We start from the raw sequence: 23,120 nt of genomic DNA, 5'->3' as shown, positions 1-23,120 counted from the left end.
TATGTTGATAAATCTGATATAATAACTTTGATTATTTTTTAAGGGGGTTGTTTGATGATAGAAAAATTAAAATCTTTGAATAAGAAAATATCAAGAAATGCTTATACAATATTAAAAGATAGATATTTTCTAAAAGATGGCGAAGGAAATTATTTGGAAGATTCTTGGGAACAAATAGCGAGGAGAATTTCAAGACATGTTTCATCTGCTGAAATTAATTATATTAAAGATGAAAAAGAGATAAAAAGAATAGAAGAAATATACTTTAATCTAATTAATTCAAGAGTTTTTTTACCAAACAGTCCAACTATATTTAACACTGGAAAAGCTATAGATAGAGAAGTTTTTCAAAAAAATTCAGAAGATATGACTTTACAGGATTATAAAAAAATATATGATTCAAGGTCAAAACATAATATGCTTTCAGCTTGTTTTGTTGTACCTATGGATGATTCTATGAATGGAATATTTGAATCTGTAAAACAATCTGCAATGATAATGAAATATGGTGGTGGAGTTGGTTATGATTTTTCTGTATTAAGACCTAAAGGTTCTTCAATTGCTGGAACTGGTGGAAAATCTTCTGGGCCTATAAGTTTTATGCATGTTTTTAATACATCGGCATCTACTATAGAACAAGGAGGAGCAAGAAGAGCTGCACAAATGGCTGTTTTGAAATATAATCATCCAGATGTTTTAGATTTTATAAAAGCAAAAAAAGATAATAATGGTAACTCTGTCTTAAATTATTTTAATATATCTGTAGATATAGATGATATTGAAGATTTTAAAAATTCTTTAGAAAATGACACTGAAATAAAATTGAAACATGATATTTCTGATAGAAAAGGAAACATAAAAGCTGAAGAACTTTTGAAGATAATATCTGAAAATGCTTGGAGATCAGGAGATCCAGGATTATTATTTCTTGGAAAACATAATCAATATTATGCAATGAGTGAACATACACCAGTAAGTGCTACCAATCCTTGTGGTGAAGAGCCATTGCCACCTTTTGGAAGTTGTAATTTAGGATCTATTGATATATCAAAATTAATCGATATTATTGATATAGGAAATCCTTTTTCAGATTCACAGAGATTATTTGAAGAAATAATATATTGGTGTACAAGATTTTTAGATGATGTAATAGATATAAATGTATATCCTTTGAAGGAAATAGATGAAATCTCCAAAGATCAAAGATTTATAGGATTAGGTATAATGGGAATGGCAGATACATTATATAAAAAAGAGATTTCTTATAGCAGTGAAGAAGGAAGAAAGTTTATGGCGAATGCAACAGCCGCATTAGCATATTTTTCTCATGTATCAAGTTCAAAATTAGCTAAAGAAAGAGGGAATTTTCCTTCTTTTGAGAAATCAAAATATAAAGATGGATTTATACCTATGCCATTACTTGAAGATGAATATGATGAATTTATAAAAGAATGGAATTCTAAAATAAGGGAACATTTTAAAAATGAAGCAAAACATTTTAAAAGAAATGTACAAACAAATACAATAGCTCCTACTGGCTCTATATCTAATATAGCAGATACTTCAAGTGGAATAGAACCTAATTTTATGCTTGCTTATATAAGATATATGACTGATAAAGAAGGTAAAAAAGTGCCTTTACCGTATATAAATAATATTTTAATTAATAAACTTAACTCTCATCTTACTGAAAATCTTGAAGCTAAGATAATAGATTCTGGAACTATTCAAAACATTGAAGAAATAGATGAAAATCTAAAAAAGGTTTTTGTTACTTCTATGGATATAAAACCAATAGATCATCTTTTAGCTCAACATGTAATTCAAAGTTATTTAGATGCTTCATGTTCAAAAACGATAAATATGCCTAATGAAATAACGGTTGAAGAAGTCTATGATATATATAAAAAATCTTTTGATTTAAATATTAAAGGAATTACAATATATAGAGATGGAAGTCTTCAGACTCAAGTTTTGACGGCAAATAAAGAAAAAAAAGATGATCAGAAAATAACATTTTTTGTATTAGATGAAAAACACAAATTAAGAGCAAGACCAAGAAAAGAAACTCTTAGAAGTGTAACAAGAAAATTTAAATTTGATGATTCAACTATTTATATAACAGTTTCTTTTGATGATAATGGAGAAGCGATAGAAGTATTTTTATCTGATGGAACTGAAACAACAGAAATAATAGGAAGATTGTCTTCAATAGCTCTTAGAGCTGGAGTATCCGCTGATGAAATAATTGAACAACTTAAGAAAGTCAAAGGCGGTTATTGTAAAAACTTAGCTGAAGAAGTAAAAAAAGCAATAGATGATTTTACTAATTTATGGAAAGAAGAAAACGGAGATTTTGAATTTATAAAAACAGGAATACCAAAATCTAAAGAAGATATAGAGAAATTTGTTCATGTTAATGGTCTGAAATATGAAAAAGGTGTTTATATAGATTCTGAAAAAAATACTTATTGTCCAAGTTGTTTATCTAAAAACTCTTTGATGATGGAGTCTGGATGCACCTCTTGTAAAACATGTGGATGGTCAAAATGCTCTTAAATAAAGTGGAGGTGTAAAATGAAAGATAAGTTTCATAAATTATTCTTAGACAGTGCATTGAATGATGGCTTTATACATAAAGATCATATTCATCCTGTTATAGTTGTATGGGCTAGTCTCAATGAAAATACTAAAGAGGATTTTATAAAATATGTCAATGATTTTGATAAAGAATATGCTGTTGAGTTAAAAGAATATATAGAAGATTTAAACTATATAGAAGATATAATACCTATATATTTCCCTTTTGAAGTAGAAAGCGAAGAACAATTAGAAGCATTTAATAATTTCTTAGAAAAAATAAAAGATGTAATAGATATAAAATCATATTCTATTCTTTCAGAAGTTAACATAACAGATGATGATGATATTGAAGAAGTGGATGATGAAGATTTGGTGTATTATCCTTCAATTTTTACTGAAAATGATAGTGGAGAATGCTATATGACGGTTGTTAATTATGAAAACTTAGAAGTTGTTGATGAATATTCTGGAGAGTTTGAAAAAAATGATCCATATATACAGGGTTTGAGATTTCCAATATTATAAAATAAAAACCTGATTTAGATGAATCTAAATCAGGTTTATTTTTTTATTCAGGATATTTTACGAAATTCATTAAATAATTTCTATGAGGCATAAAGGGATGATTAGCAATTACTCTAACATTGTAACCATAATTACCTCTTTCTTCTATTTCGAAAGTTCCTTCAAATTTATATAAATCTTTTTGAATTTCTTTTTTTAGTTTTAAATCAAAAGATTTAATAGAAACTACTTTTTCATCTTCTAATCTTGCTATTATAATTTCTGGAGTTATTGAATCTGGTCCTATTCCTGGTAAATATATTTCTGCATTGACATTTATTTCTTTACCAACTGCAATTTCTTCTGATAAATCAGTATCTACAACTGCTTTTATTTTTATAGAATTCCAATTTCTTTCTAAGATTTCTTTCCAATAAGTAAAATCTTTTACTATTTCAAAATCATTTGAATAGAAATTTTTTCCCTGAACAATTGCTGGCATATAAAGTTTTTGTGTATATTCTTTGAGCATTCTATGAGTGTTAAAGAACGATGAAACTGTTTTTATAGAATTTTTCATTACTTCAATCCAATCATGTGAATATCCTTTATCTGAAGTATTATAATATTTAGGGATAATTTCATTTTCCAGTTGATTATAAATAGATACACTATCAATCTTATCTTGAAGTTCAAGATCTTCATAATCCCTATTATCACCTATTGCCCAACCATTATTGCCATCAAAACCTTCAACCCACCAACCATCTAATACAGAAAAATTAATAGCTCCATTCATTCCAGCTTTTTCTCCAGATGTACCAGATGCTTCATGAGGTCTTCTTGGATTATTTAACCACATATCTACACCACTTACTAAATATCTTGCCATATTCATATCATAGTTTTCTAATATAATTATTTTATTTTTAAATTTAGGCATTCTTGAAATTTCATAGATTCTTTTGATCAACTCTTGACCTGGTTTATCTGCTGGATGAGCTTTACCGGCAAATATTAATTGTACAGGTTTTTCTTCATCGTTTAATATTTTTTCGAGTCTTTCTAAATCTTTGAATATTAAAGTAGCTCTTTTATATGTTGCAAATCTTCTTGCAAAACCTATAGTTAATATATTGTTATCACCTATTTTTTCTATTTCATTTAATTGCTCTACTGTTTCACCATGTCTTGCTCTTTGAAGTTTAATTCTATCATGTAAAAATCTTATTAAATCAGATTTTAATTTCTTATGTATAGTCCATATTTCTTCATCTGGAATGTCATCTACCTTACTCCAAATATCTGGATCATCTAATTTATTTCTCCAATCTGTACTGAGATATTTATCAAAAAGTTTTTGTAAATCATTAGATATCCATGTTTCTGAATGAACACCATTTGTAACATGAGTTATAGGTACTTCAACAGCTTCTAAACCTTCCCAAGCATGTTTCCATAAATTTCTTGATACTTTTCCATGAAGCTCAGAAACTCCATTAGACCTTCCTGCTAGTTTTAATGCAAGTATTGTCATAGAGAACATATGTGAACCATCTTCTCTAATTTCTAAACCAAGATTAAAGAATTCATCTCTTGAAGCACCGAGGTTCTCCCAATAATAGTTAAAGTATCTTTCTATCATATGTACAGGAAAAGCATCGTTACCAGCTGGTACAGGTGTATGAGTTGTAAAAATAGAATTAGATCTTACAGCTTCAACAGATTGCTTGAAATTTAATCCCTTTTCTGCAAATTCTCTAATTCTTTCAAGATTTAAAAATGCTGCATGTCCTTCATTCATATGCCAAACAGAAGGATTTACTCCAACTCTTCTTAAAGCTTTCACACCAGCTATTCCAAGAAGAATTTCTTGTTTGATTCTCATTTCATGGTCTCCACCATAAAGTCTATGTGTTAATAATCTATCTTCAGGATCATTTTGATCTATATCAGTATCTAATAAATACAGAGGAACTCTGCCTACATCTATTTTCCATAATTTTACATATACTTTTCTTCTCAATATATTCATTTCTATATATATATCTTCATTATTTTCATCTTTAGCGGGTTCAACAGGAAAATCCGAAAAATCATAATTAATATAATGACTTTCTTGATTTCCATTTGAATCAAGTTTTTGTATGAAATATCCTTCTTTATATAAGAAACCAACTGCAACAAAAGGTAAACCTAAATCTGAAGCAGTTTTTACATGATCACCGGCAAGAACTCCAAGTCCTCCAGAGTATATAGGAAATGATTCGTGTAGTCCATACTCAGCACAAAAATAAGCTATTTCGCCATCGTTATAATTTTTATGAGTAGAATTAAACCAAGTGTTCTTTTCCTGTAAATATGATTTAAAGCTACTAAAAACGTTATCATATCTTTCTAAAAAAGAATCATTTGAAACAACTTTATCAAGACTTTTTTGATTTACTTGTTTCAAAAATATAACAGGGTTATGATTTGTTTTTTCCCAAAGAACTTTATCAATATCTTCAAATAAAGTCTGACAATCATAATTCCATGTCCACCATAAATTTTTAGATATCTCTTTTAAACCTGATATTCTTTCAGGTAATTTAGCAACAGCTGTAACCTTATTTAAAAATTTCATTGGATATCCTCCCTCCAAAATGTGAAATTTTTTTCCAAGCGACTGATTAAATTATACCAGAAAAATTGTGAAAATCAAGTTAAAACGAAAATTTTTATTCTTTTTCGAAAATATACACTCCTTCTTCCATGTCAGTGTCTATATTTGCTAATTTTACTAATACTTCTTCTCTTGATTTTGATGTTGGAAGATTTTTACCTATATAATTTGCTCTAACTGGAAATTCTCTATGACCTCTATCAACTAAAACAAGAAGTTCAATAAATTCAGGTCTTCCTCTTTTAATTAATCCTTCCATTGCAGCTCTTATAGTTCTACCTGTGAATAATACATCATCTACAAGTATAACTTTTTTACCATTTAAATTATCTTCTATTTTACTTGTATCGTTTTCGGATTTTTTATTGTCATCTCTATAAGGAGTTACATCAAGTTCTCCAACTGGTACATCAAAAGATTCGATCAATTTCAAATTATCTTTTAATCTTTGAGCTATAAATACTCCTCTTGTTTTTATACCAATTAGGATAATATCTTCTACACCTTTATTTTTTTCAACAATTTCGTGCGATAATCTCATCAAAGTTCTTTTGATATCTTTTGAATCAAGTATTTTAGTTTTTAAGTTCATAAATAACTCCTTTCATATCATTTATACATTCATTATAGCATATTTATCATTATTTTTCATAAAAATTATATTTATTTTTAATAATAGAATGGTATAATTTGTTTCAACAATTAAATATTATAGCTTTGTATATTTATCGCCGGATAAGTATACAATAAAAAGCGTTAGAAACTCATATCATTAGGCCTTAGGATATGATTTTCTAACGTTTTTTATTGAAAGGAGAAGTTTATATGCAAGAAGTTTTAAAAAACAACTATATTAATAATTTTTTAAAACAAGTTATTTTTAATATTTTAAGTATGATTGGTATATCTTTATATGTTTTAGCTGATACTTTTTTTGTTGCAAATGGAATTGGAAATGAAGGTTTAGCAGCATTAAATATATCTATACCAATTTTTTCATTTTTAAATGGAATAGGACTTTTAATTGGAATGGGAGGGGCTATACAATATTCTATATATAAAGAAAATATAAAAAAAACAAATAGAATTTTTAATAATTCTCTAATTTTTTCTTTGTTAGCTAGTATAGTATTTACATTATTGGGAGTGTTTTTTTCAGAAGATCTTTCGATGATATTAGGCGCGAACGAAGTTATAAAAGATATGTCAAGTACATATATAAAAATTATTTTATCTTTTTCAAGTTTTTTTATTTTTAACAATGTTTTTATATGTTTTATTAGAAATGATAATAAACCAAAGTTAGCGATGTTCGCCATGCTATCTGGTAGCATTTTGAATATATTTTTGGATTATTATTTCATATTTATTTTAGATCTTGGAATAAGAGGAGCAGCTATAGCAACTGTATTTTCTCCTTTATTTAGCATACTTATTATATTTAAATATATATTAAAAAATTTTAAAATATTAAAGTTATATAATTTAGATTTCTCAATTTTCAGAAAAACTGTTCATCTTGGTATAACTTACTTTTTAAATGAATTCTCTTCTGGTATAATAATTATTCTATTTAATTTAATAATAATGAATTTAATGGGAAATATTGGGGTTGCAGCTTATGGAATAATTGCGAATGTTGCATTAGTTGTAATGGCTATATTTACAGGATTATCTCAAGGTATTCAACCTGTAATAAGTGAAAATTATGGAATGGATTTAAAAAATAATGTAAAAACTCTTTTAATAATAGCATTAGTGATAGCTTTAATTTTGGGAATTATTATATATGGATTTGTTTTTATTTATTCAAAAGAGATTGTAAATCTATTTAATAAAGATTCCAACTTTATGATGTTTGAAATAGCCAATACGGGTTTAAAAATATATTTTATAGGATTCTTATTTATGGGAATAAATTTTGTGATCGCATCATTTTTTTCATCTGTTAATATGTCTAAACCATCTTTTATTATATCTTTCTCAAGAGGTTTTTTATTTATAATACCTTTTTTATTAATACTATCATATTTTTATGGAATAAAAGGAGTTTGGGCTACAGTGCCTGCTGCAGAGTCAATAACATTTATTATATCTTATATTTTTATTATAAAACATAAAAAATCAAATATAAAAAAATATTAATGATAATTTTTTATATTATCATCTATAATTTTTACTTTTTCAGTTCTACCCATTAAACTATAATAATTTCTCCACTCATTTACGGATTGAAGAGGTATATTTATACCATTAATTTCAATATAATCTTTAATATCCTCTTGTTTTAATGGAAAATAGAAATTTTGATTATTATTGACTATTGTAAATCCGGCAATTATATCAATATCTAAACAATCTACTTTGAATTCAAGAAATTTTTTAGTCTTATATTTAATATTCGGGTTTTCTGGTTCAAGTTTTCCAAGTTTTAATAATATTTTTTTAGTTTTACTTATATCTTTTTCTGCAATTATAATATCGATGTCTTGAAAATCATCCAAAAATCCTTTTAAATATAGTAATAAAGAAGCACCTACTGCCCATGTAATATTGGCATTATTTAATTCTTTTCCAATTTTAGATAAAATTTTTAATTTTTTATTTATTTTCATATGTTTACCCCCATGACTTTTTATATTTATAGAGTATACATTATAAAAGATATTCTAATTGGCAATCATAAGGTTCTTTTTCAACATGTTCTTTACTATATTCTAAAGCTTCTTGGCATCCTAAAGATTTATAAAATGCTTGCGATTCTACCGCAGAATGTGCAGAAATATACATTTTTTTTGCTCCTTGAGATTTTGCCCATTCTACAGCAATTTGAAAGAGTTTTTTACCTATACCATGACCCCTCATATCTTCAGATACATGAATTGATGAAAGATCAGAGTATTCTTTGTTTTTACCAATAAATCCATTTTCTACAGAAACAAAACCTTTTAAAGAGTTCTCTAAAAAAGCTCCGTATACGATTCCCCCAGTATCTAATGTTTTTTTTAGGCATTTTATTAGTTCATTATAATTGTCTTCACTCCACTGATCTATAAATGAAATATCCTTAATAATCCATTCATCATTTATTTTTCTCCAGCATTTCGTGACTTTTTGATAACGTTTAAATTTGTCAAATAATTGTCTATTAATTTCATCAATTTGTAATTTTCTATAATCCATATTCTTTACCTCACATTAATTTTCATATACATTTTCTTATAGTATAACATTATTTTATTTTATTCCAAAAATTTTGGTCATTGTAAAAAAATAAAAATAATGATAGAATATACTTAACCCATTCATATATTAACCATATCATATAAAAATAGAGAGGTAAAATGATGAAAAGTTATATTAAAGTATCAGGTGCAAGAGAAAAAAATTTAAAAAATATAAATATTATGATACCAAAAAAAGAGATTACAGTTTTTACAGGTGTTTCAGGATCTGGAAAATCATCTTTAGTATTTGATACAATAGCTGCAGAGTCGCAAAGACAATTAAATGAAACTTACACAAGTTTTATTCGTAATCGCATGCCACATTATGGAACTCCAAATATTGATAAAATTGAAAATTTATCAGTAAGTTTTATTGTCAATCAAAAAAAATTAGGAAATAATGCTCGATCAACAGTTGGTACGATTACAGATATATATTCTTTATTACGCTTATTATTTTCTCGAATTGGAAAACCCTTTATTGGATATTCAGATGTTTTTTCTTTTAACAACCCCTTAGGAATGTGTGAATATTGTGAAGGTTTAGGAAAAATTCAAGTCATTGATATTGAAAAACTTTTAGATAAAAATAAATCCTTAAATGAAGGGGCTATCCGTTTTCCCACTTTTGAACCTGGTGGTTGGAGATTAACTCGTTATATTCATTCGGGATTTTTTGATAATAATAAAAAAATAAAAGATTATTCTGCAAAAGAATTAGAACTTTTACTTTATTCTGAAAAAATTAAAGTAAAAAATCCAAATCCTAAATGGCATAAAACTTCTTTATATGAAGGACTAATACCACGTATTGAGCGAAGTTTTTTAAAAAAAGAAGATGGAGAAAAGATTAGATATAAGAAAAAAATTGAACAATTTGTTATGACACAAGATTGTCCGCATTGTAATGGAACACGTTTGAATGATAAAGTCTTATCTTGTAAAATTAAAGGTAAAAACATATCAGATTGTTCAAATATGCAAATAAATGAACTTTTAAATTTTATTAAATCAATACATAATACTATATCTATTACAATTATTTCGGAACTTCTAAATAGAATTCAACATATGATATCTATAGGCTTAGATTATTTGAGTTTAAATAGAGAAACTTCAACTCTTTCAGGGGGTGAATCTCAAAGAATTAAGATGATTAGTCAACTTGGGAGTAGTTTGACAGATCTTACATATATTTTTGATGAACCAAGTATAGGTCTTCATCCTCATGATATAAAAAAAATTAATGAAATTATGAAATTATTACGGGATAAAGGAAATACTGTTTTAATTGTAGAACATGATCCAGATATGATAAAAATTGCAGATTATATTATTGATATGGGACCGAAGTCCGGAATTGATGGAGGAGAAATTGTATATCAAGGGAACTTTGAAGGACTAAAAACATCAGATACCCTTACAGGAAAATGTTTAGCCAATTTACCAAAAATAAAATCTTTTCCTAGAAGTACAAAAGGTTGGCTTTCCATTAAAAATGCAACAATGCATAATTTAAAAAATATTTCAATTGATATACCAAAAGGAGTAATGACTGTTGTAACTGGAGTTGCTGGGTCAGGAAAAAGTACGCTTGTTAATGGGATATTGTCGCAATTATATCCAGAAACTGTTTTTATTGATCAGAAAAGAATTCAAGCATCAAAACGTTCAAATATTGCAACTTTTACAGGAATTTTTGATATTATCAGAAAATTATTTGCAAAAAATAATAATGTAAATGCCTCTTTATTTAGTTTCAATTCCAAAGGAGCTTGTCCTAATTGTAAAGGATTAGGTGTTACTTATACTGATTTGGCATTCATGGATACGATGGTTACAGTGTGTGAAAAATGTCATGGAAATCGTTATACTGAAGAAGTACTTAATTATAATTTAAGAGGAAAAAATATCGCTGATATTCTTAAAATGACAATTAAAGAAGCATTAGAATTTTTCCAAGAAAAAGAAATCATAAATGTTTTAAAACGACTTTCAGATGTTGGTATTACTTATATTACTTTAGGACAACCATTAAGTACTCTTTCGGGAGGAGAATTACAAAGAATTAAAATTGCTTCTGAACTTGAAAATAAAGGTAATATTTATGTGTTGGACGAACCATCAACAGGTTTACATATGGCTGATATGAAAAAATTAATTGATGTAATGAATCATCTTGTAGATAAAGATTCAACTCTTATTGTTATAGAGCATAATTTAGATATTATTTGTCAAGCAGATTGGATTATTGATATAGGTCCATATGCAGGAGAAAATGGAGGTAAAATTATGTTTTCAGGAGTACCGAAAGATTTAATTAAATGTTCAGAATCTTTAACTGGAAAATATCTAAAAAAATATATTAATAAAGAATAGGAGGTTAATTTAATGTTTACAAAAGAATTAGAAGAAGGTTATATTCCTCTTCAATGCATGATTGTATCATATTCAAATCGTTTCAATGTTGAAGGTGTTTCAACAGCACAATACTATATACTTGATACATTAAACAAATATGGAACGAAAACAACTAAAGAACTCGCTCAAATAAGAGGCATTTCACAATCAGGTATTTCAAAATTAACAAAACGTTTGCTGGAAAAAGGATATATTATTCAAAAAAGGCAAATAAATGATCGTCGTTCTTATAATATAATAATTACTAAAGAAGGAAAATCTTTTTTAAATCGTGTTGACAATTTTGGACATGAAATTATGAATTTAATTGAAAAAGCGTTAACTAAAGAAGAAGTACATACTTTTTCAATCATGTGTAAAAAAATTACAGATTTGTACTCAGAAAAATAATATTTATTATGTCTTTTTATGAGGATGCTTTTCAAAAGCAACTGTCTTTTCTTTAAGACTTATTTTTTCAATATTTTAAAAATACTATAACAATTTTTTTATAATTCTTGTTTTGATTTTTTATAAAGTACTTTGTTCAATAGAAATGTAAGCCCATCATATTTTTTACCACGCACATTTCTTGAGTTTTCTTTTCTTGAACATTCTTCAAAACCAAGTTTTTTGGCAAGATTTATCATTCTGATATTTCCAGACCATGTCTGAGTATATATTTCTGATTCACCATGTTCCATAAGATAATCTATAAAAAGGCAAAGAGAATGAAATGCATAACCTTTTCCTCTGTATGATATATCAGGTATATCTATACCTATAGCACATTTAGTACCTTCAGATGAGTATAAAAATTCATTATCAATTCTATAAGAATTACACCATCCTATATATTTATTATTTTTATTACAGATCTGAAAAGATAAACGTTTTTTTGTATCTGACATAATTTTATATTTTTCCACCAATGCATACATTTTTTCTATATATTTATCGAGTTTCTTTTGCTTTTGTTCTTGTGTAATATTATCAAATTCCCAAGGAGCATCCCAAAGCTTCCATTCTGTATGTTTGGTTTCCCATGAAATACGTTTTTCTATATCGCTTTCTATAAAATCACGTAATATTACTTTACTATTACTAATTGATATCATATTATTTCACCTCTTATGTTTATTATAAATACAATATTCTAATATTATATTCCATGCAAATCAATTTTTTCCATTAATCTCCAAGATGCCTCATTTTCGGGTGATGCTTCTGCATAAATTCTACGTGTTCCATTTGCAAATTCATATTTTATTGCTTCCAGAGCTGCTTCACTACCATATCCAGTTTGATGATAATTTTTAAATTTTTTATCTACGCGTTGAATCATGTATTCACATAAATTATTTTTATTCTCCTATTTAAGGTTTTTTATTTTTGATAATAATCTTATTATATATTTTATCAGAATAAAATTTTTTAAATCAATTTTTAAATATAATATATCTCTTTTACTTAAATTAAATATACACTATTACATTACATAAAAGTTAATTCTCTAAATTTATAAAAACTTTATTGAAAAAAATATAATTTAGTATTATAATAAAAGTACGAAATCATACTTAGGAGGATTGTAATGAATAAAAAAAATTTTGATAAAATACATAAAATCAATTATTTATCTTCTGAAATGGATGCCTTATATCATAAATCTTCTTTAAAATTGGGTATTACAGATAGTGTTTCTATTGTTTTATATACTATTTATGATATGGGAGAAACTTGTCAACTCAGTGATATTTATAAGAAATCGGGAATTAGTAAACAAACTGTAAATTCGGCTATTAGAAATCTAGAGAATGATGATATTTTATATTTAAAAAAATATAAAGGTAGATCAAAAAAAATTATTCTTACAGAAAAAGGTAAAGAGCATATAAATAATACTGTAGTTAAGCTATACGAAGCAGAATTAAAATCTTTTGAATCATGGTCTTCAAAAGAAATTGATACATACATATTTTTGATGGAAAAATATGTAAAATGTTTTCGTGAACAAATTAATTTTTTATAAGGAGTGTTATATATGAACTTTAAATTATTAACTGTAGAACAAAAAGATTTGATAGAATACAAAAAAGACATGCAAGAAGCTTTTCAAAAAGCTGCAGAGTCTGAGTTTTATGATTTAGATGCAGAAATACTTCCTGAAGAAGATATAAATCATTCATTAAAAACTAAAGGATCAATTGCATATAAAGCAATTTTAGATGATAAAATGGTTGGTGGTGCAATTATTATAATTGATGAAAAGACACAACATAATCATCTTGATTTTCTCTATGTGAAATATGGAACGCAGAACTATGGCGTGGGACAGGCTATTTGGAAAGAAATTGAAAAAATTCACTCTAAAACAAAAATTTGGGAGACTGTTACTCCATATTTTGAAAAAAGAAATATTCATTTCTATGTAAATCGTTGTGGTTTTCATATTGTAGAATTCTATAATCCACAACACAAAGATTCTAATATACCCGAAGATATGATAGGTGGAGATTATTTTTTTCGTTTTGAAAAGAAAATGAAATAAATTTTTTTAAAAGAACAAAAATATTAAAAGGAGTTAAAAAAATGCTTGTTAATCTTACGGAAAGAATTTATTATATGCCAAATGATGATAGAACAGATAGACCTTTATTAGGATTAATCTATGGCGATAAATATAGCTTAGTTGTAGATGCTGGTAACTCTCCAAAGCATGCTAATGAATTTTTAAATGAAATTAGTAAATTAGATATTCCTCCATTAAAATATTTAGTATTAACTCATTGGCATTGGGATCATATATTTGGAATTGAAACTATGAATTTAATGACAATTTGTAATGATATTACTAAAGAAAATTTAAACAAAATGCAAAAACTAACATGGGATGATTTCAATTTAGACAAACGAGTAAATGATGGTGAAGAAATAGAGTTTTGTAGTGAAATGATAAAACTTGAAATGCCAAATCGAGATGATTTTAGAACTTCAAATGCAGATATTTCATTTAAAAAGAGTCTAGAAATTGATTTAGGTGGAATCAATTGTGTAATTGATCATGTTGGAGGTTGTCACTCTGAAGATTCTACCATTATTTATGTTCCAAATGAAAAAACAATATTTTTAGGTGATTGTACTTGTGAAGACATATATAATGGTGAATGGAGTTATAGCAGGGATAAGTTATTTCCAATGATAAATAAAATAAAAGAATATGATGCATTATATTATCTTACATCTCATTATCGTCCAGAAAGTAAAGAAGAATTTTTAAATTATCTTGATGATCTCATAAGAATAGGTAATTTTGTAGGAGATGAATATATAAAAAATGAAGTAGTTGAGAAATATACTCAATTTTATAATAAATCACCTAATGAAGAAGAACTTTATAACATTTGTAGTTTTATTAATGGTAATATTAAAAAAAGATCTTAATCTTTAAATATAAAATAATATTAAAAAAATTATACTAAATCTATATTTTTATAAAATTTGGTGTTAAAATATGCTGCAAAAGTTGCAAGTAAAACAAATATTCCAAGTTTAGTAATAAGAGCTGGAATAGGTATTTTAATACCAGCTATCTCCAATTCCTTCATTTTTTTTGAGATAAAATAAACATATAAATATCAAAGGACTTATTATTCCAATGTCTAATACATAAGTGATTTCTGTTGTATATACTTCTATAAGAGATAATGATTTTCCGTTTATAAGTGAAGATATTATATCTGGTAGCCATGCAACAAATAGGGAAACACCAGATAATATTAAAAATATACTTAATCCATTTGATGGAAGTATCCATTTTTGCATTTTTCTTAGATCATCCGAATTTATACTCTTTACTAAAATAATAAAAGTAATTATCATATATAGTTTTTTAGTTAGTCATTTAAATTTATTTTTGATAGTCTTTTATTTTCTCAGAATATTTATCAAGTAATTCTTTATGATAAACTTTTTCTTTTTTGGAATCTCTTATTTCTTTCCAAAGTATAGAGGCAACTTTCAATTTATTAGAGTATAAAAAGCTTTTTTCATCTTCACAAAAATCTTTTACAAATTGATTCCACTGGCACATTGAATTATCATACTTTGCATAATTTGATTTTCCATAATAAATATCTAACATATTTTGGATTGTAAAGTTCTTATCATTTTCATTTTTTACTTTTCTCCATGCAGTTGCCATATCAGCTGTAAATTTAAATGATATAACACCTGTGATTTTTGAAAAATAATGTCTAAATTTTGAATTAAAAGAAAAGTTACATTCTAACAGTGGAGTATTTATAGAGATATTATGAGTTTTTTTAATATATTTCTTTGAAACTTTTTTTTAATTAATTTTCCAGAGAAGTATTTTTTATTTTAATTATAATTACATTATATCTGAGACATACGACTTAATTGTTCCATCTGTTAAATTAGTTGTATTCTTTAACCATTGTTCAAATTCTTTTTTGTTCATAGTAAAACTCCTTCTGGCCCACAGTGTGTCTATATTTTATTCAATTCTCTTTTGATTCTGCTAATAATTTTAGTATCAATTTTAAAAGGTACCTACTATAGAACTGGTAACGCATTATATTAATACCGATCAGCATACATCTCTGTCTCAAAATCCTTTACTTCCTGCAACATACTATCAACAATATCTAAGAAATTACAAAGCTCTTGAAAGCAAGAAGCTACATTTTCTATATCAAATGTTTTTACTTCTGAAAAATAGGGTTCCATTTTTTTATTACAAGGATACCTAAATAAATCTGAACTTTGATCAAAATTATGAAGCGTCTCTATATACTGCTGTGTATTATCAATTGTTGTGTCATCATCTGGAGCATTAGAATACTTTTTAATCTCATCAACGATACTATTCCAAAGACCGAGGATACTGTGCTTTTTCTTTTTCATTATTTTCAAGGCTCTATCTCTTTCTATATGGCTATCTTCAATAATCAATCTTTTTAATCCAAGTTCAATTGCATTACGATACATATAACACATCGGCAGAAAAAGTGCATGCCTATTTTGTGATATAATAACATCTTCCAATAAATTTCCTACTTCCTCGTATGATGAATAATAAGGGTAAAATAAGCGTTCAGTATATTTATAGCCTACAACACTTTGCTGGTAATAATGACCGCCTTCAATAATTAATTTAGGGGAATAAACCTTATACTCCTGTTCTGTAAAAATCCCTAAATTGTACATATCCCACAGTATGTTATAAGCTTTATTCATATTTTCATGCGTTACTGACAAAGAAATATGAGTTTTTTTTTCAAACAATACTTTTAAGTTGTTATCAAATGGATACCTAAACATATCCGACGCTCTATCAATTCGAGAGATATCTGACAAGAAATCAAATAGCCATTTTGCATTATCATTATTCTCGGTTGTTAAATTCATTAACTCTAATAACTTCTCAAATGCTTGTCTAAGATCATGACGTATTTCTCCCACAATTTCTTTTTTATTAGTATCAGAGTCAACTATTCGAAATATATTCGCCTTAAGTAGTAATTCTAAACTTTGTCGGTACAAATAAATCATAGCAAAATACCACATATCTAGTTTTGCTATATCTTGTTTCGCAGCCGCATCTTCTAATAAGTAATGAATAACACATTCTGCTGCATTAAAAAAGTGTGTGGCATATTTGTTAAAATCACTAGCTAAATCACAGCTGTTTGATATTGAATAAATATGTTTAGAATTCTTATCTATATAATACAGTGACATATTAGGACGTATCCTTTTGAAATTAAAGTCCATATTACAACGCCCTTCCTCCCTGAAATAGTAATGTTTTAACCATGGAAATAATGAAATCAGATAATTTATTTTAACTCGATTACTTTCCAATTTTTAAATACATTTTCATTATTGCTATATGTTTTCTGTTGAATTGCAAGACAAAGTAAATGAGAAGGCCTACTTAATCCAACATATATAACCTTTTTGCTTTTTTCATGTATTGATTTTAAATTTTGAGCTTTTTTGTTATTAACTAACGGTAATACTCTTTTTATATCTGATGCACGACTCGTTTCTGTTTCTAAATATAACGTAGCCGTATGAGTTTCTCCTTTTACTTTATACACCGTATTGAATTCAACATTTATTTCATCATCACATTTTCTACTTTTCCAAATATTATTACTTTCGCTAATCTTACTATTTTGATTTGAATCATCTATAAAATCATTTAAAGTTTTAATATCTGAAGAGTCAAAAATCTTCGCTATTAAAGATAGCAAAAACTTTTTGACCTCATTAAAACTATAATTTTTCATATTACATAATTTTAAAATACTATTTTTGTAATCAATTTTATTGCAAGAAAGTAACTGTTCTTTAATAGTATTAACAGTGAAGCTTCGATTTGTTTTTTTTTCAACATACCCATAAATAAAACAAATCCGGCAAAACATCTTTCTAATTATAATATCTATATTATGTAAGTTACCTTTTTTTAGTTCAAATAGAAGTTGGTTAATATAGTCTTTCAAACATAAATTATTTGAATTTATATTATCTCTTTTATATTCATTCCAGTAACTACCTATCGTAATTCCTGAACCATTTTTTATCATTCCTATTGCTTTAAATACCCCTTTTGCAGTTAATTTATTTAGCTTGTTATTTTTTATTTCCTCATAAAAAACATCTATAACATCTTCTATTCTATCTTCACCATAAACTATCAAAGTGGGGGGGATTTTACAATTATTATTTAATGATACAATTGGAGTTTTATTAGTTCTAAGTGGAATCAATATATCTGCAATTTTTTGGTTATATCGATTGCTACCTGGTAAAGTCAAAGCCTTTTCTGAAATGTTCCAAGGTGTTTCATCTGCATGAAAACTATTATAAATAGCTTGATCTATATCACCTATTTTTTGTAGGATTGTAGTATCAAACAAAGTATTAATGACTTCAGATTGTAGCGAGTCACAATCTTGATATTCATCTACAAAAACATATCTGAACCGACTAGCCATTAGATTTTTCAATTCTTTTCCATATTCTTTAATTGCAGAGCTTGAAAGTGCATATGCATAATGCGTATCTAATAATTCCGTGATTTGATAATAATTCTTCTTTAATATCTATAAATTGTTTTGTGCTTGGTTTATCATTACCACTAATACACTTTTTAATTTTTTTAATTCTCAGCTTACCATCTTCCCCAATATACATATCTCGAATATAAGACTCTGGGCTATTATATTTGGAGCTAATTTCTACATTTTTCTTGATTAGATATTGTAATTTGCTATATTTTTTACTAGAGTTACATAGATTCCATAAGCGATCTGCATAATTAATATCATCGACAACTTGTATTGCGACATCTGTAATGTTAGTTAAGTACGGAAAAGCAACAAACTTGTCAATAAAACTTTGAATTGTGCCAACAAAATTAGGATAGGCTAAAATCTTATCCGCTGCAGTTCCAAGCCTTTTCTTAATTTCATTTACTGCTACATTTGTGTGCGAAAGAACACAAATACCTGCATTATTATCAAAAGGCATACTTTTACTAAGTAAATATAGTTTTGCCATAAGCAAAGTTGTTTTTCCGCTACCTGGACAGGCTAAAACTTCTTTACTTTCATTACAACGTAAAAACTCTTTTCCTTCTTCAGTAAAATGACATCCTTGTGGAAGTAGGATTTCTTCTATTTCAATAATATCACAATCATTAATTTCCATATCCACACCTCGTTGCATATTGAATCGCCTTTACAATATAAGCTAATTTTTCACTATTCAATATCTTTTCTTTCAGTTTAGATTTTTTCTCATCATCCACCTCTATTTGATATAAATCTAAGTCAAACATCGTTTCTTCTGTAACATCTTCTGAATCTTTTAAAATAGAATATTGAAGTATGCTAGCTAAACATTGCGCAGTTATAGCTTTAGAAATATTGTTATCAAGCAAAGTTTTCTGGTAGATCTCATATGCTGCTTCGTATTTATCTGTCTCGAGTTCTTCCCAAGTATCGAATTTGGATTTAACCGCTTTATCAACTTCTTGAATTTTCTTTTCTGTTAAAGCATACTTATCGCTATTTTGGATTTTTTGAGCAAAAAGTACTGCTTTATACAATTCTTTCTTAATTTTACTTAATGCTATTGTATATTCTAAGGTCCAATTTGGAGCAATAAATGCTTTGACACAACTAGAATTATAATATTTTTCTAATCTTTCGATTTCATTTTTAGTGTCATCTTCCTTTTTATTTAATTTACCATCTTTATCGTACTCAATTTTTACATCACAGTCTGTAATGATTGAAACTGGTATCCCAATATCAGAACCGTTACTTTGATTAAAAATATTTGAATACCTTAAGAATGCTGTACTTCCTACATTTACAATAGAAACACCATATTTGGATAAAGGTAAATCTATGATATCTGCTATAGCGGGTATCAATAGATTTTCTGCATCTCCCTCTACCATAATAACCCCCTGGGCAAAAAATAAATTAGCTTTTGAGGTATCTAAAAATCTTTGCAAAAACAGGTAATCACCTTTATCTAACTTCGTGCTGTCCGGTGCAAGTGAAAAAATTTTATCATCTTTACATAACAAAGCATTTTTTACATTTATTTTTGAAGCTAGAGCTGTACTGTGAGTTGATATTATAAATTGTACGCCTGAATCATTGTACTCTTTTTGGATATAATCTATTAATCGTAGTTGTGCTTGTGGATGTAGATGTGCTTCAATTTCTTCTATTAAAGCAAGCTTTAAACCATTATTTTCATCTCGATTTAGTAATAGTAATTCCGCAGCAATAAATAATAAGTTTTGTACACCTAATCCTGGCCGAGTTTCGGATGTATCTAATGAAAGACTTTCTAAAATAGATTTCAATCGCATGTTTGATGTTCGTAATCGAGTATCCTCTTTCGTGGATAAAGATAAAAACTCATTAAAATTACTTTCAATTTTTCCTAATACTTTTTTACCCTCATCAGTGTTAGTAAAATAATTCTCTATTTTTTCATTTGCTTCTTTAATGATTCCTACAAGCTCATGTTCTTCTTTTGAATTAAAAACACTGTGATTGTATAATATTTGCGATATTCTTGAGTTTCTACCAGATCTCATTTCATGCTCAGCGTCACGAAGTGGTTTTAAGTATGTACATTTAAGCAATTCCCTTGCTTTACCATCCATTCTATATCCATCTTCATTCATACCAGCTCTAAACTCTGTGAAAATTTTATTTTTTTCTTTCCAAGCATTGAATTGTACATTTAAAAAATATTTTACCTTACCATCACTATCTTTTTTTAATTGTAGCCATTCGATAAAATTTTTAGCTTCGTCATCTGTAAACTCCTCAAATATACACTCTATTTTAAATTCAGTAGCAATACTACCATCTTCATTAATATGAAAATCATCTTCTGTTATTCTATAGTACTCATTACTCTGAGTTTGAAGAATTATTTTTATGGCATCTATAATAGCGGTTTTGCCTGAATTGTTTTCACCGATTAGAGCATTTACTCCTTTATGAAAATTTATTTCTACCCCAGGAGCTTCTTGTTTTGCTGAAAATTTTCTAAAATTCCATAGGTTTAATTTTGTTAAAATCATAGTATTATTTCTCCTTTACATTATCTTGTATCTCTGCTGCCCAGATAAAGTCTTTTCAATCGGAACAACGCTTATATCATTACTTTTGATATAATTGAGAAATAAGGTGCCAAGGAGGAGACGGTCACTTCGTGATATTCTATTCCACTCATATCCTTTGAAAAGATCACGAACTAAGAATATTTCACTGGATTTAAGGTTAGTTAATTCTATTTTTGACATATCTAATAATTCATTTACTGTTGACAAAATGATACCTCCTAATCGAAATAATGATATAAATAACATTGTTATTACAATTGTATATCTTTTCTTAATATTTTGCAACAGCAAAACATCATATTAGACGCAATTTTACAGAATATTTAGAATTAAAATAGCAAAACCGCCAACAATAAAGTCCTCGCTGACAGCTCTTTTTTTGCTTTGTTTTCTATGAGTGTAAGCATCTGCTGTTGTAGTTTTTCTATCTGTTTGTCATATTTAATTGTAATACCTTAGGTGCTGTAGTTACCGATGAACTCTTATTACATTTTCTCATAGGACTATATTTGCTTTTCTCTTTTAATTCCCTGTTCTTTTTTCTTGTAACAGTTGCTTTATTTAGACTTGCAAGTCATGCTTTTTATGCCAATCTGTGTGCGGTGATAACAGTGTAGCTGTGAGCATTTACGGTAATCTCGCAATCATCCACGGCGATGTACCAATTCTTACCCTTTCGTGTGATATTGGCGTTTGCAGCTTTAATTATTCCTCTGCACCAGTCGACCACATCATCTGTGTCTAAACGAAGGTTTTTTCGGATACGTTCAGCCCCTAAATTCGTGGTATGCAGTTGATCCAAGTTTGAAAGCAGTAACTCAGAACTGCAACTATCATCAAATATGTTTTTTGTTTCTGTGTCTGGCTCTATTTTAGACAACGCCTCTGTAATTAATGCTTTTGAAATATACATTGCTTTTAATTGGTTTTTCAGAAGCGTATGTTGGGACTTGCATTCTGGGAACTTCTCCTGTGCTTTTTCACATTTGTGAATGATGGAGTTAATAGCACGTAGCGCCTCGGTTAATTCTTCAGTCGTGTACTTTTCCATAGTGTTTTACCTCATTGATTATCATAAATTTATTTTACATAGAACAGAAATCATGAAAGGATTTCAGTATGTTATTCCAAATAACTATACTGATAGCAGTAGTCGCCGTGATGTTTTTCGTAATTGGCGGTCTTTCTCTTTTAGCACATTATTACACCCTTAGCACCATCAAATCAAAAACGGTTGGTGACGGTCAGCATTGTACCCGCCCGTTTCGCCACAGAAAAAGAAATTAAAAGGACATACACCATGTCTATGAACCAGAAAAATGGCGACGTGTGCAGAATCTCCCGCCCTGATGACGGTGGCATTCACTGTCTCATGATCGACGCAGCCGGTGTAGGTAAAACTGCCAACTTTCTCTATCCCAATATTGAATATACGTGTGCCTACGGTATAAGTTTCCTCTGTACTGATACTAAGGCGATTTGTTCCGAAATTACTCAGGAGCATCACAAAGAATTATTATGGGTACAAAATATCTGTATTTATATTCTTTACTAAAATAATAAAAGTAATTATCATATATAGTTTTTTAGTTAGTCATTTAAATTTATTTTTGATAGTCTTTTATTTTCTCAGAATATTTATCAAGTAATTCTTTATGATAAACTTTTTCTTTTTTGGAATTTCTTATTTCTTTCCAAAGTATGGAGGCAACTTTCAATTTATTAGAGTATAAAAAGCTTTTTTCATCTTCACAAAAATCTTTTACAAATTGATTCCACTGGCACATTGAATTATCATACTTTGCATAATTTGATTTTCCATAATAAATATCTAACATATTTTGGATTGTAAAGTTCTTATCATTTTCATTTTTTACTTTTCTCCATGCAGTTGCCATATCAGCTGTAAATTTAAATGATATAACACCTGTGATTTTTGAAAAATAATGTCTAAATTTTGAATTAAAAGAAAAGTTACATTCTAATAGTGGAGTATTTATAGAGATATTATGAGTTTTTTTAATATATTTCTTTGAAACTTTTTTTT

The 23,120-nt window shown here is 27.4% G+C and carries 23 protein-coding genes and 2 pseudogenes; 9 read left to right on the top strand and 16 right to left on the bottom strand.

Annotation, left to right across the window (positions count from 1 at the left end):
- The first annotated feature begins 54 nt into the window (after positions 1-54).
- Together C7380_RS00385 and C7380_RS00380 are read left to right on the top strand one after the other, a co-directional pair.
- Positions 55-2,559 carry an adenosylcobalamin-dependent ribonucleoside-diphosphate reductase gene (locus C7380_RS00385; protein ID WP_109603499.1) on the top strand — a complete coding sequence of 835 codons (2,505 nt, stop codon included), beginning with the start codon at positions 55-57 and terminating at the stop codon, positions 2,557-2,559.
- A gap of 18 nt (positions 2,560-2,577) precedes the next feature.
- Entirely contained in the window at positions 2,578-3,108 is a 531-nt protein-coding gene (locus tag C7380_RS00380) for a hypothetical protein (protein ID WP_109603498.1), read from the top strand.
- Between the two features lie 43 nt (positions 3,109-3,151).
- On the opposite strand, the gene glgP is transcribed toward C7380_RS00380, so the two are convergent.
- Together glgP and pyrR are read right to left on the bottom strand one after the other, a co-directional pair.
- Positions 3,152-5,713: an alpha-glucan family phosphorylase gene (gene glgP, locus C7380_RS00375; protein ID WP_109603497.1), complete on the bottom strand. Its 2,562-nt coding sequence runs from the start codon at positions 5,711-5,713 to the stop codon at positions 3,152-3,154.
- Positions 5,714-5,807: 94 nt separating this feature from the next.
- Complete coding sequence (gene pyrR / locus C7380_RS00370; protein WP_109603496.1) at positions 5,808-6,344, bottom strand: bifunctional pyr operon transcriptional regulator/uracil phosphoribosyltransferase PyrR; 537 nt, start codon at positions 6,342-6,344, stop codon at positions 5,808-5,810.
- Between the two features lie 233 nt (positions 6,345-6,577).
- Here pyrR and C7380_RS00365 point away from each other — a divergent pair, with 233 nt between their 5' ends.
- Entirely contained in the window at positions 6,578-7,897 is a 1,320-nt protein-coding gene (locus tag C7380_RS00365) for an MATE family efflux transporter (RefSeq protein ID WP_109603495.1), read from the top strand.
- Here the strand turns inward: C7380_RS00365 and C7380_RS00360 are convergent.
- Together C7380_RS00360 and C7380_RS00355 are read right to left on the bottom strand one after the other, a co-directional pair.
- Positions 7,894-8,367 (bottom strand): hypothetical protein, encoded by a 474-nt coding sequence (locus tag C7380_RS00360; RefSeq protein ID WP_109603494.1) that lies wholly within the window; start codon positions 8,365-8,367, stop codon positions 7,894-7,896. The two genes, C7380_RS00365 and C7380_RS00360, sit on opposite strands and share 4 nt — an antisense overlap.
- Before the next feature lie 40 nt (positions 8,368-8,407).
- The gene (locus C7380_RS00355) at positions 8,408-8,935 is read right to left on the bottom strand and encodes a GNAT family N-acetyltransferase (protein WP_109603493.1); all 528 of its coding nucleotides are present in this window, start codon (positions 8,933-8,935) and stop codon (positions 8,408-8,410) included.
- A 161-nt stretch (positions 8,936-9,096) separates the two neighbouring features.
- Between C7380_RS00355 and C7380_RS00350 the strand changes: the two genes are divergently transcribed.
- Together C7380_RS00350 and C7380_RS00345 are read left to right on the top strand one after the other, a co-directional pair.
- Complete coding sequence (locus C7380_RS00350) at positions 9,097-11,358, top strand: ATP-binding cassette domain-containing protein (protein WP_109603492.1); 2,262 nt, start codon at positions 9,097-9,099, stop codon at positions 11,356-11,358.
- Between the two features lie 12 nt (positions 11,359-11,370).
- Positions 11,371-11,790, top strand: coding sequence for a MarR family winged helix-turn-helix transcriptional regulator (locus tag C7380_RS00345; RefSeq protein ID WP_109603491.1), 420 nt, complete (start codon positions 11,371-11,373; stop codon positions 11,788-11,790).
- Positions 11,791-11,888: 98 nt separating this feature from the next.
- Here C7380_RS00345 and C7380_RS00340 read toward each other — a convergent pair whose 3' ends face one another.
- Complete coding sequence (locus tag C7380_RS00340; RefSeq protein ID WP_109603490.1) at positions 11,889-12,497, bottom strand: GNAT family N-acetyltransferase; 609 nt, start codon at positions 12,495-12,497, stop codon at positions 11,889-11,891.
- A 44-nt stretch (positions 12,498-12,541) separates the two neighbouring features.
- Positions 12,542-12,724 carry a GNAT family N-acetyltransferase gene (locus tag C7380_RS00335; protein WP_109603489.1) on the bottom strand — a complete coding sequence of 61 codons (183 nt, stop codon included), beginning with the start codon at positions 12,722-12,724 and terminating at the stop codon, positions 12,542-12,544.
- Positions 12,725-12,973: 249 nt separating this feature from the next.
- Between C7380_RS00335 and C7380_RS00330 the strand changes: the two genes are divergently transcribed.
- From C7380_RS00330 to C7380_RS00320, 3 genes are read left to right on the top strand one after another with little or no spacing between them, the layout of a single operon-like run.
- Positions 12,974-13,411, top strand: coding sequence for a MarR family winged helix-turn-helix transcriptional regulator (locus C7380_RS00330; RefSeq protein ID WP_109603488.1), 438 nt, complete (start codon positions 12,974-12,976; stop codon positions 13,409-13,411).
- 12 nt (positions 13,412-13,423) lie between these two features.
- Positions 13,424-13,930, top strand: coding sequence for a GNAT family N-acetyltransferase (locus C7380_RS00325; protein ID WP_109603487.1), 507 nt, complete (start codon positions 13,424-13,426; stop codon positions 13,928-13,930).
- 41 nt (positions 13,931-13,971) lie between these two features.
- A complete protein-coding gene (locus C7380_RS00320; RefSeq protein ID WP_109603486.1) occupies positions 13,972-14,823 on the top strand; it encodes an MBL fold metallo-hydrolase in 852 nt (283 codons plus the stop codon).
- A gap of 29 nt (positions 14,824-14,852) precedes the next feature.
- Here the strand turns inward: C7380_RS00320 and C7380_RS13730 are convergent, their stop codons facing one another.
- The 9 genes and pseudogenes from C7380_RS13730 to C7380_RS13805 all read right to left on the bottom strand — a co-directional run bounded on the left by C7380_RS13730 (position 14,853) and on the right by C7380_RS13805 (position 21,917).
- Positions 14,853-14,978, bottom strand: a complete 126-nt coding sequence (locus tag C7380_RS13730; RefSeq protein WP_306765948.1) for a hypothetical protein — start codon at positions 14,976-14,978, stop codon at positions 14,853-14,855.
- Positions 14,959-15,204 (bottom strand): hypothetical protein, encoded by a 246-nt coding sequence (locus C7380_RS13645; RefSeq protein ID WP_206050477.1) that lies wholly within the window; start codon positions 15,202-15,204, stop codon positions 14,959-14,961. Before C7380_RS13645 ends, C7380_RS13730 begins: the two co-directional genes overlap by 20 nt.
- An 85-nt stretch (positions 15,205-15,289) precedes the next feature.
- Positions 15,290-15,759: pseudogene (locus C7380_RS13810) on the bottom strand (hypothetical protein); the annotation flags it as partial.
- Positions 15,760-15,981: 222 nt separating this feature from the next.
- Positions 15,982-17,178 carry a hypothetical protein gene (locus C7380_RS00305; RefSeq protein WP_109603485.1) on the bottom strand — a complete coding sequence of 399 codons (1,197 nt, stop codon included), beginning with the start codon at positions 17,176-17,178 and terminating at the stop codon, positions 15,982-15,984.
- Positions 17,179-17,243: 65 nt separating this feature from the next.
- The gene (locus C7380_RS00300; protein WP_371682076.1) at positions 17,244-18,422 is read right to left on the bottom strand and encodes a UvrD-helicase domain-containing protein; all 1,179 of its coding nucleotides are present in this window, start codon (positions 18,420-18,422) and stop codon (positions 17,244-17,246) included.
- 16 nt (positions 18,423-18,438) lie between these two features.
- Positions 18,439-19,125 carry a UvrD-helicase domain-containing protein gene (locus C7380_RS00295; RefSeq protein WP_158274729.1) on the bottom strand — a complete coding sequence of 229 codons (687 nt, stop codon included), beginning with the start codon at positions 19,123-19,125 and terminating at the stop codon, positions 18,439-18,441.
- Complete coding sequence (locus C7380_RS00290; RefSeq protein ID WP_109603482.1) at positions 19,115-21,031, bottom strand: ATP-dependent nuclease; 1,917 nt, start codon at positions 21,029-21,031, stop codon at positions 19,115-19,117. The genes C7380_RS00295 and C7380_RS00290 overlap by 11 nt, the downstream gene beginning before the upstream one ends.
- A 15-nt stretch (positions 21,032-21,046) precedes the next feature.
- Positions 21,047-21,280, bottom strand: coding sequence for a single-stranded DNA-binding protein (locus C7380_RS00285; protein WP_109603481.1), 234 nt, complete (start codon positions 21,278-21,280; stop codon positions 21,047-21,049).
- Between the two features lie 376 nt (positions 21,281-21,656).
- Entirely contained in the window at positions 21,657-21,917 is a 261-nt protein-coding gene (locus C7380_RS13805; RefSeq protein WP_371682078.1) for a DUF3781 domain-containing protein, read from the bottom strand.
- A 275-nt stretch (positions 21,918-22,192) separates the two neighbouring features.
- Between C7380_RS13805 and C7380_RS13800 the strand changes: the two are divergent.
- A pseudogene (locus C7380_RS13800) lies at positions 22,193-22,611 on the top strand (type IV secretory system conjugative DNA transfer family protein); the annotation flags it as partial.
- A gap of 66 nt (positions 22,612-22,677) precedes the next feature.
- Here the strand turns inward: C7380_RS13800 and C7380_RS00270 are convergent.
- Positions 22,678-23,120: hypothetical protein (locus C7380_RS00270; protein ID WP_109603479.1), on the bottom strand; the 443-nt coding region annotated here is incomplete at its 5' end.

This window comes from Oceanotoga teriensis (genome assembly GCF_003148465.1).
In the GTDB taxonomy this organism is placed as follows: Bacteria; Thermotogota; Thermotogae; order Petrotogales; family Petrotogaceae; genus Oceanotoga; species Oceanotoga teriensis.
Note: the sequence above shows the minus strand (reverse complement) of the source record. Positions and strands in the feature narration are given on the sequence as shown.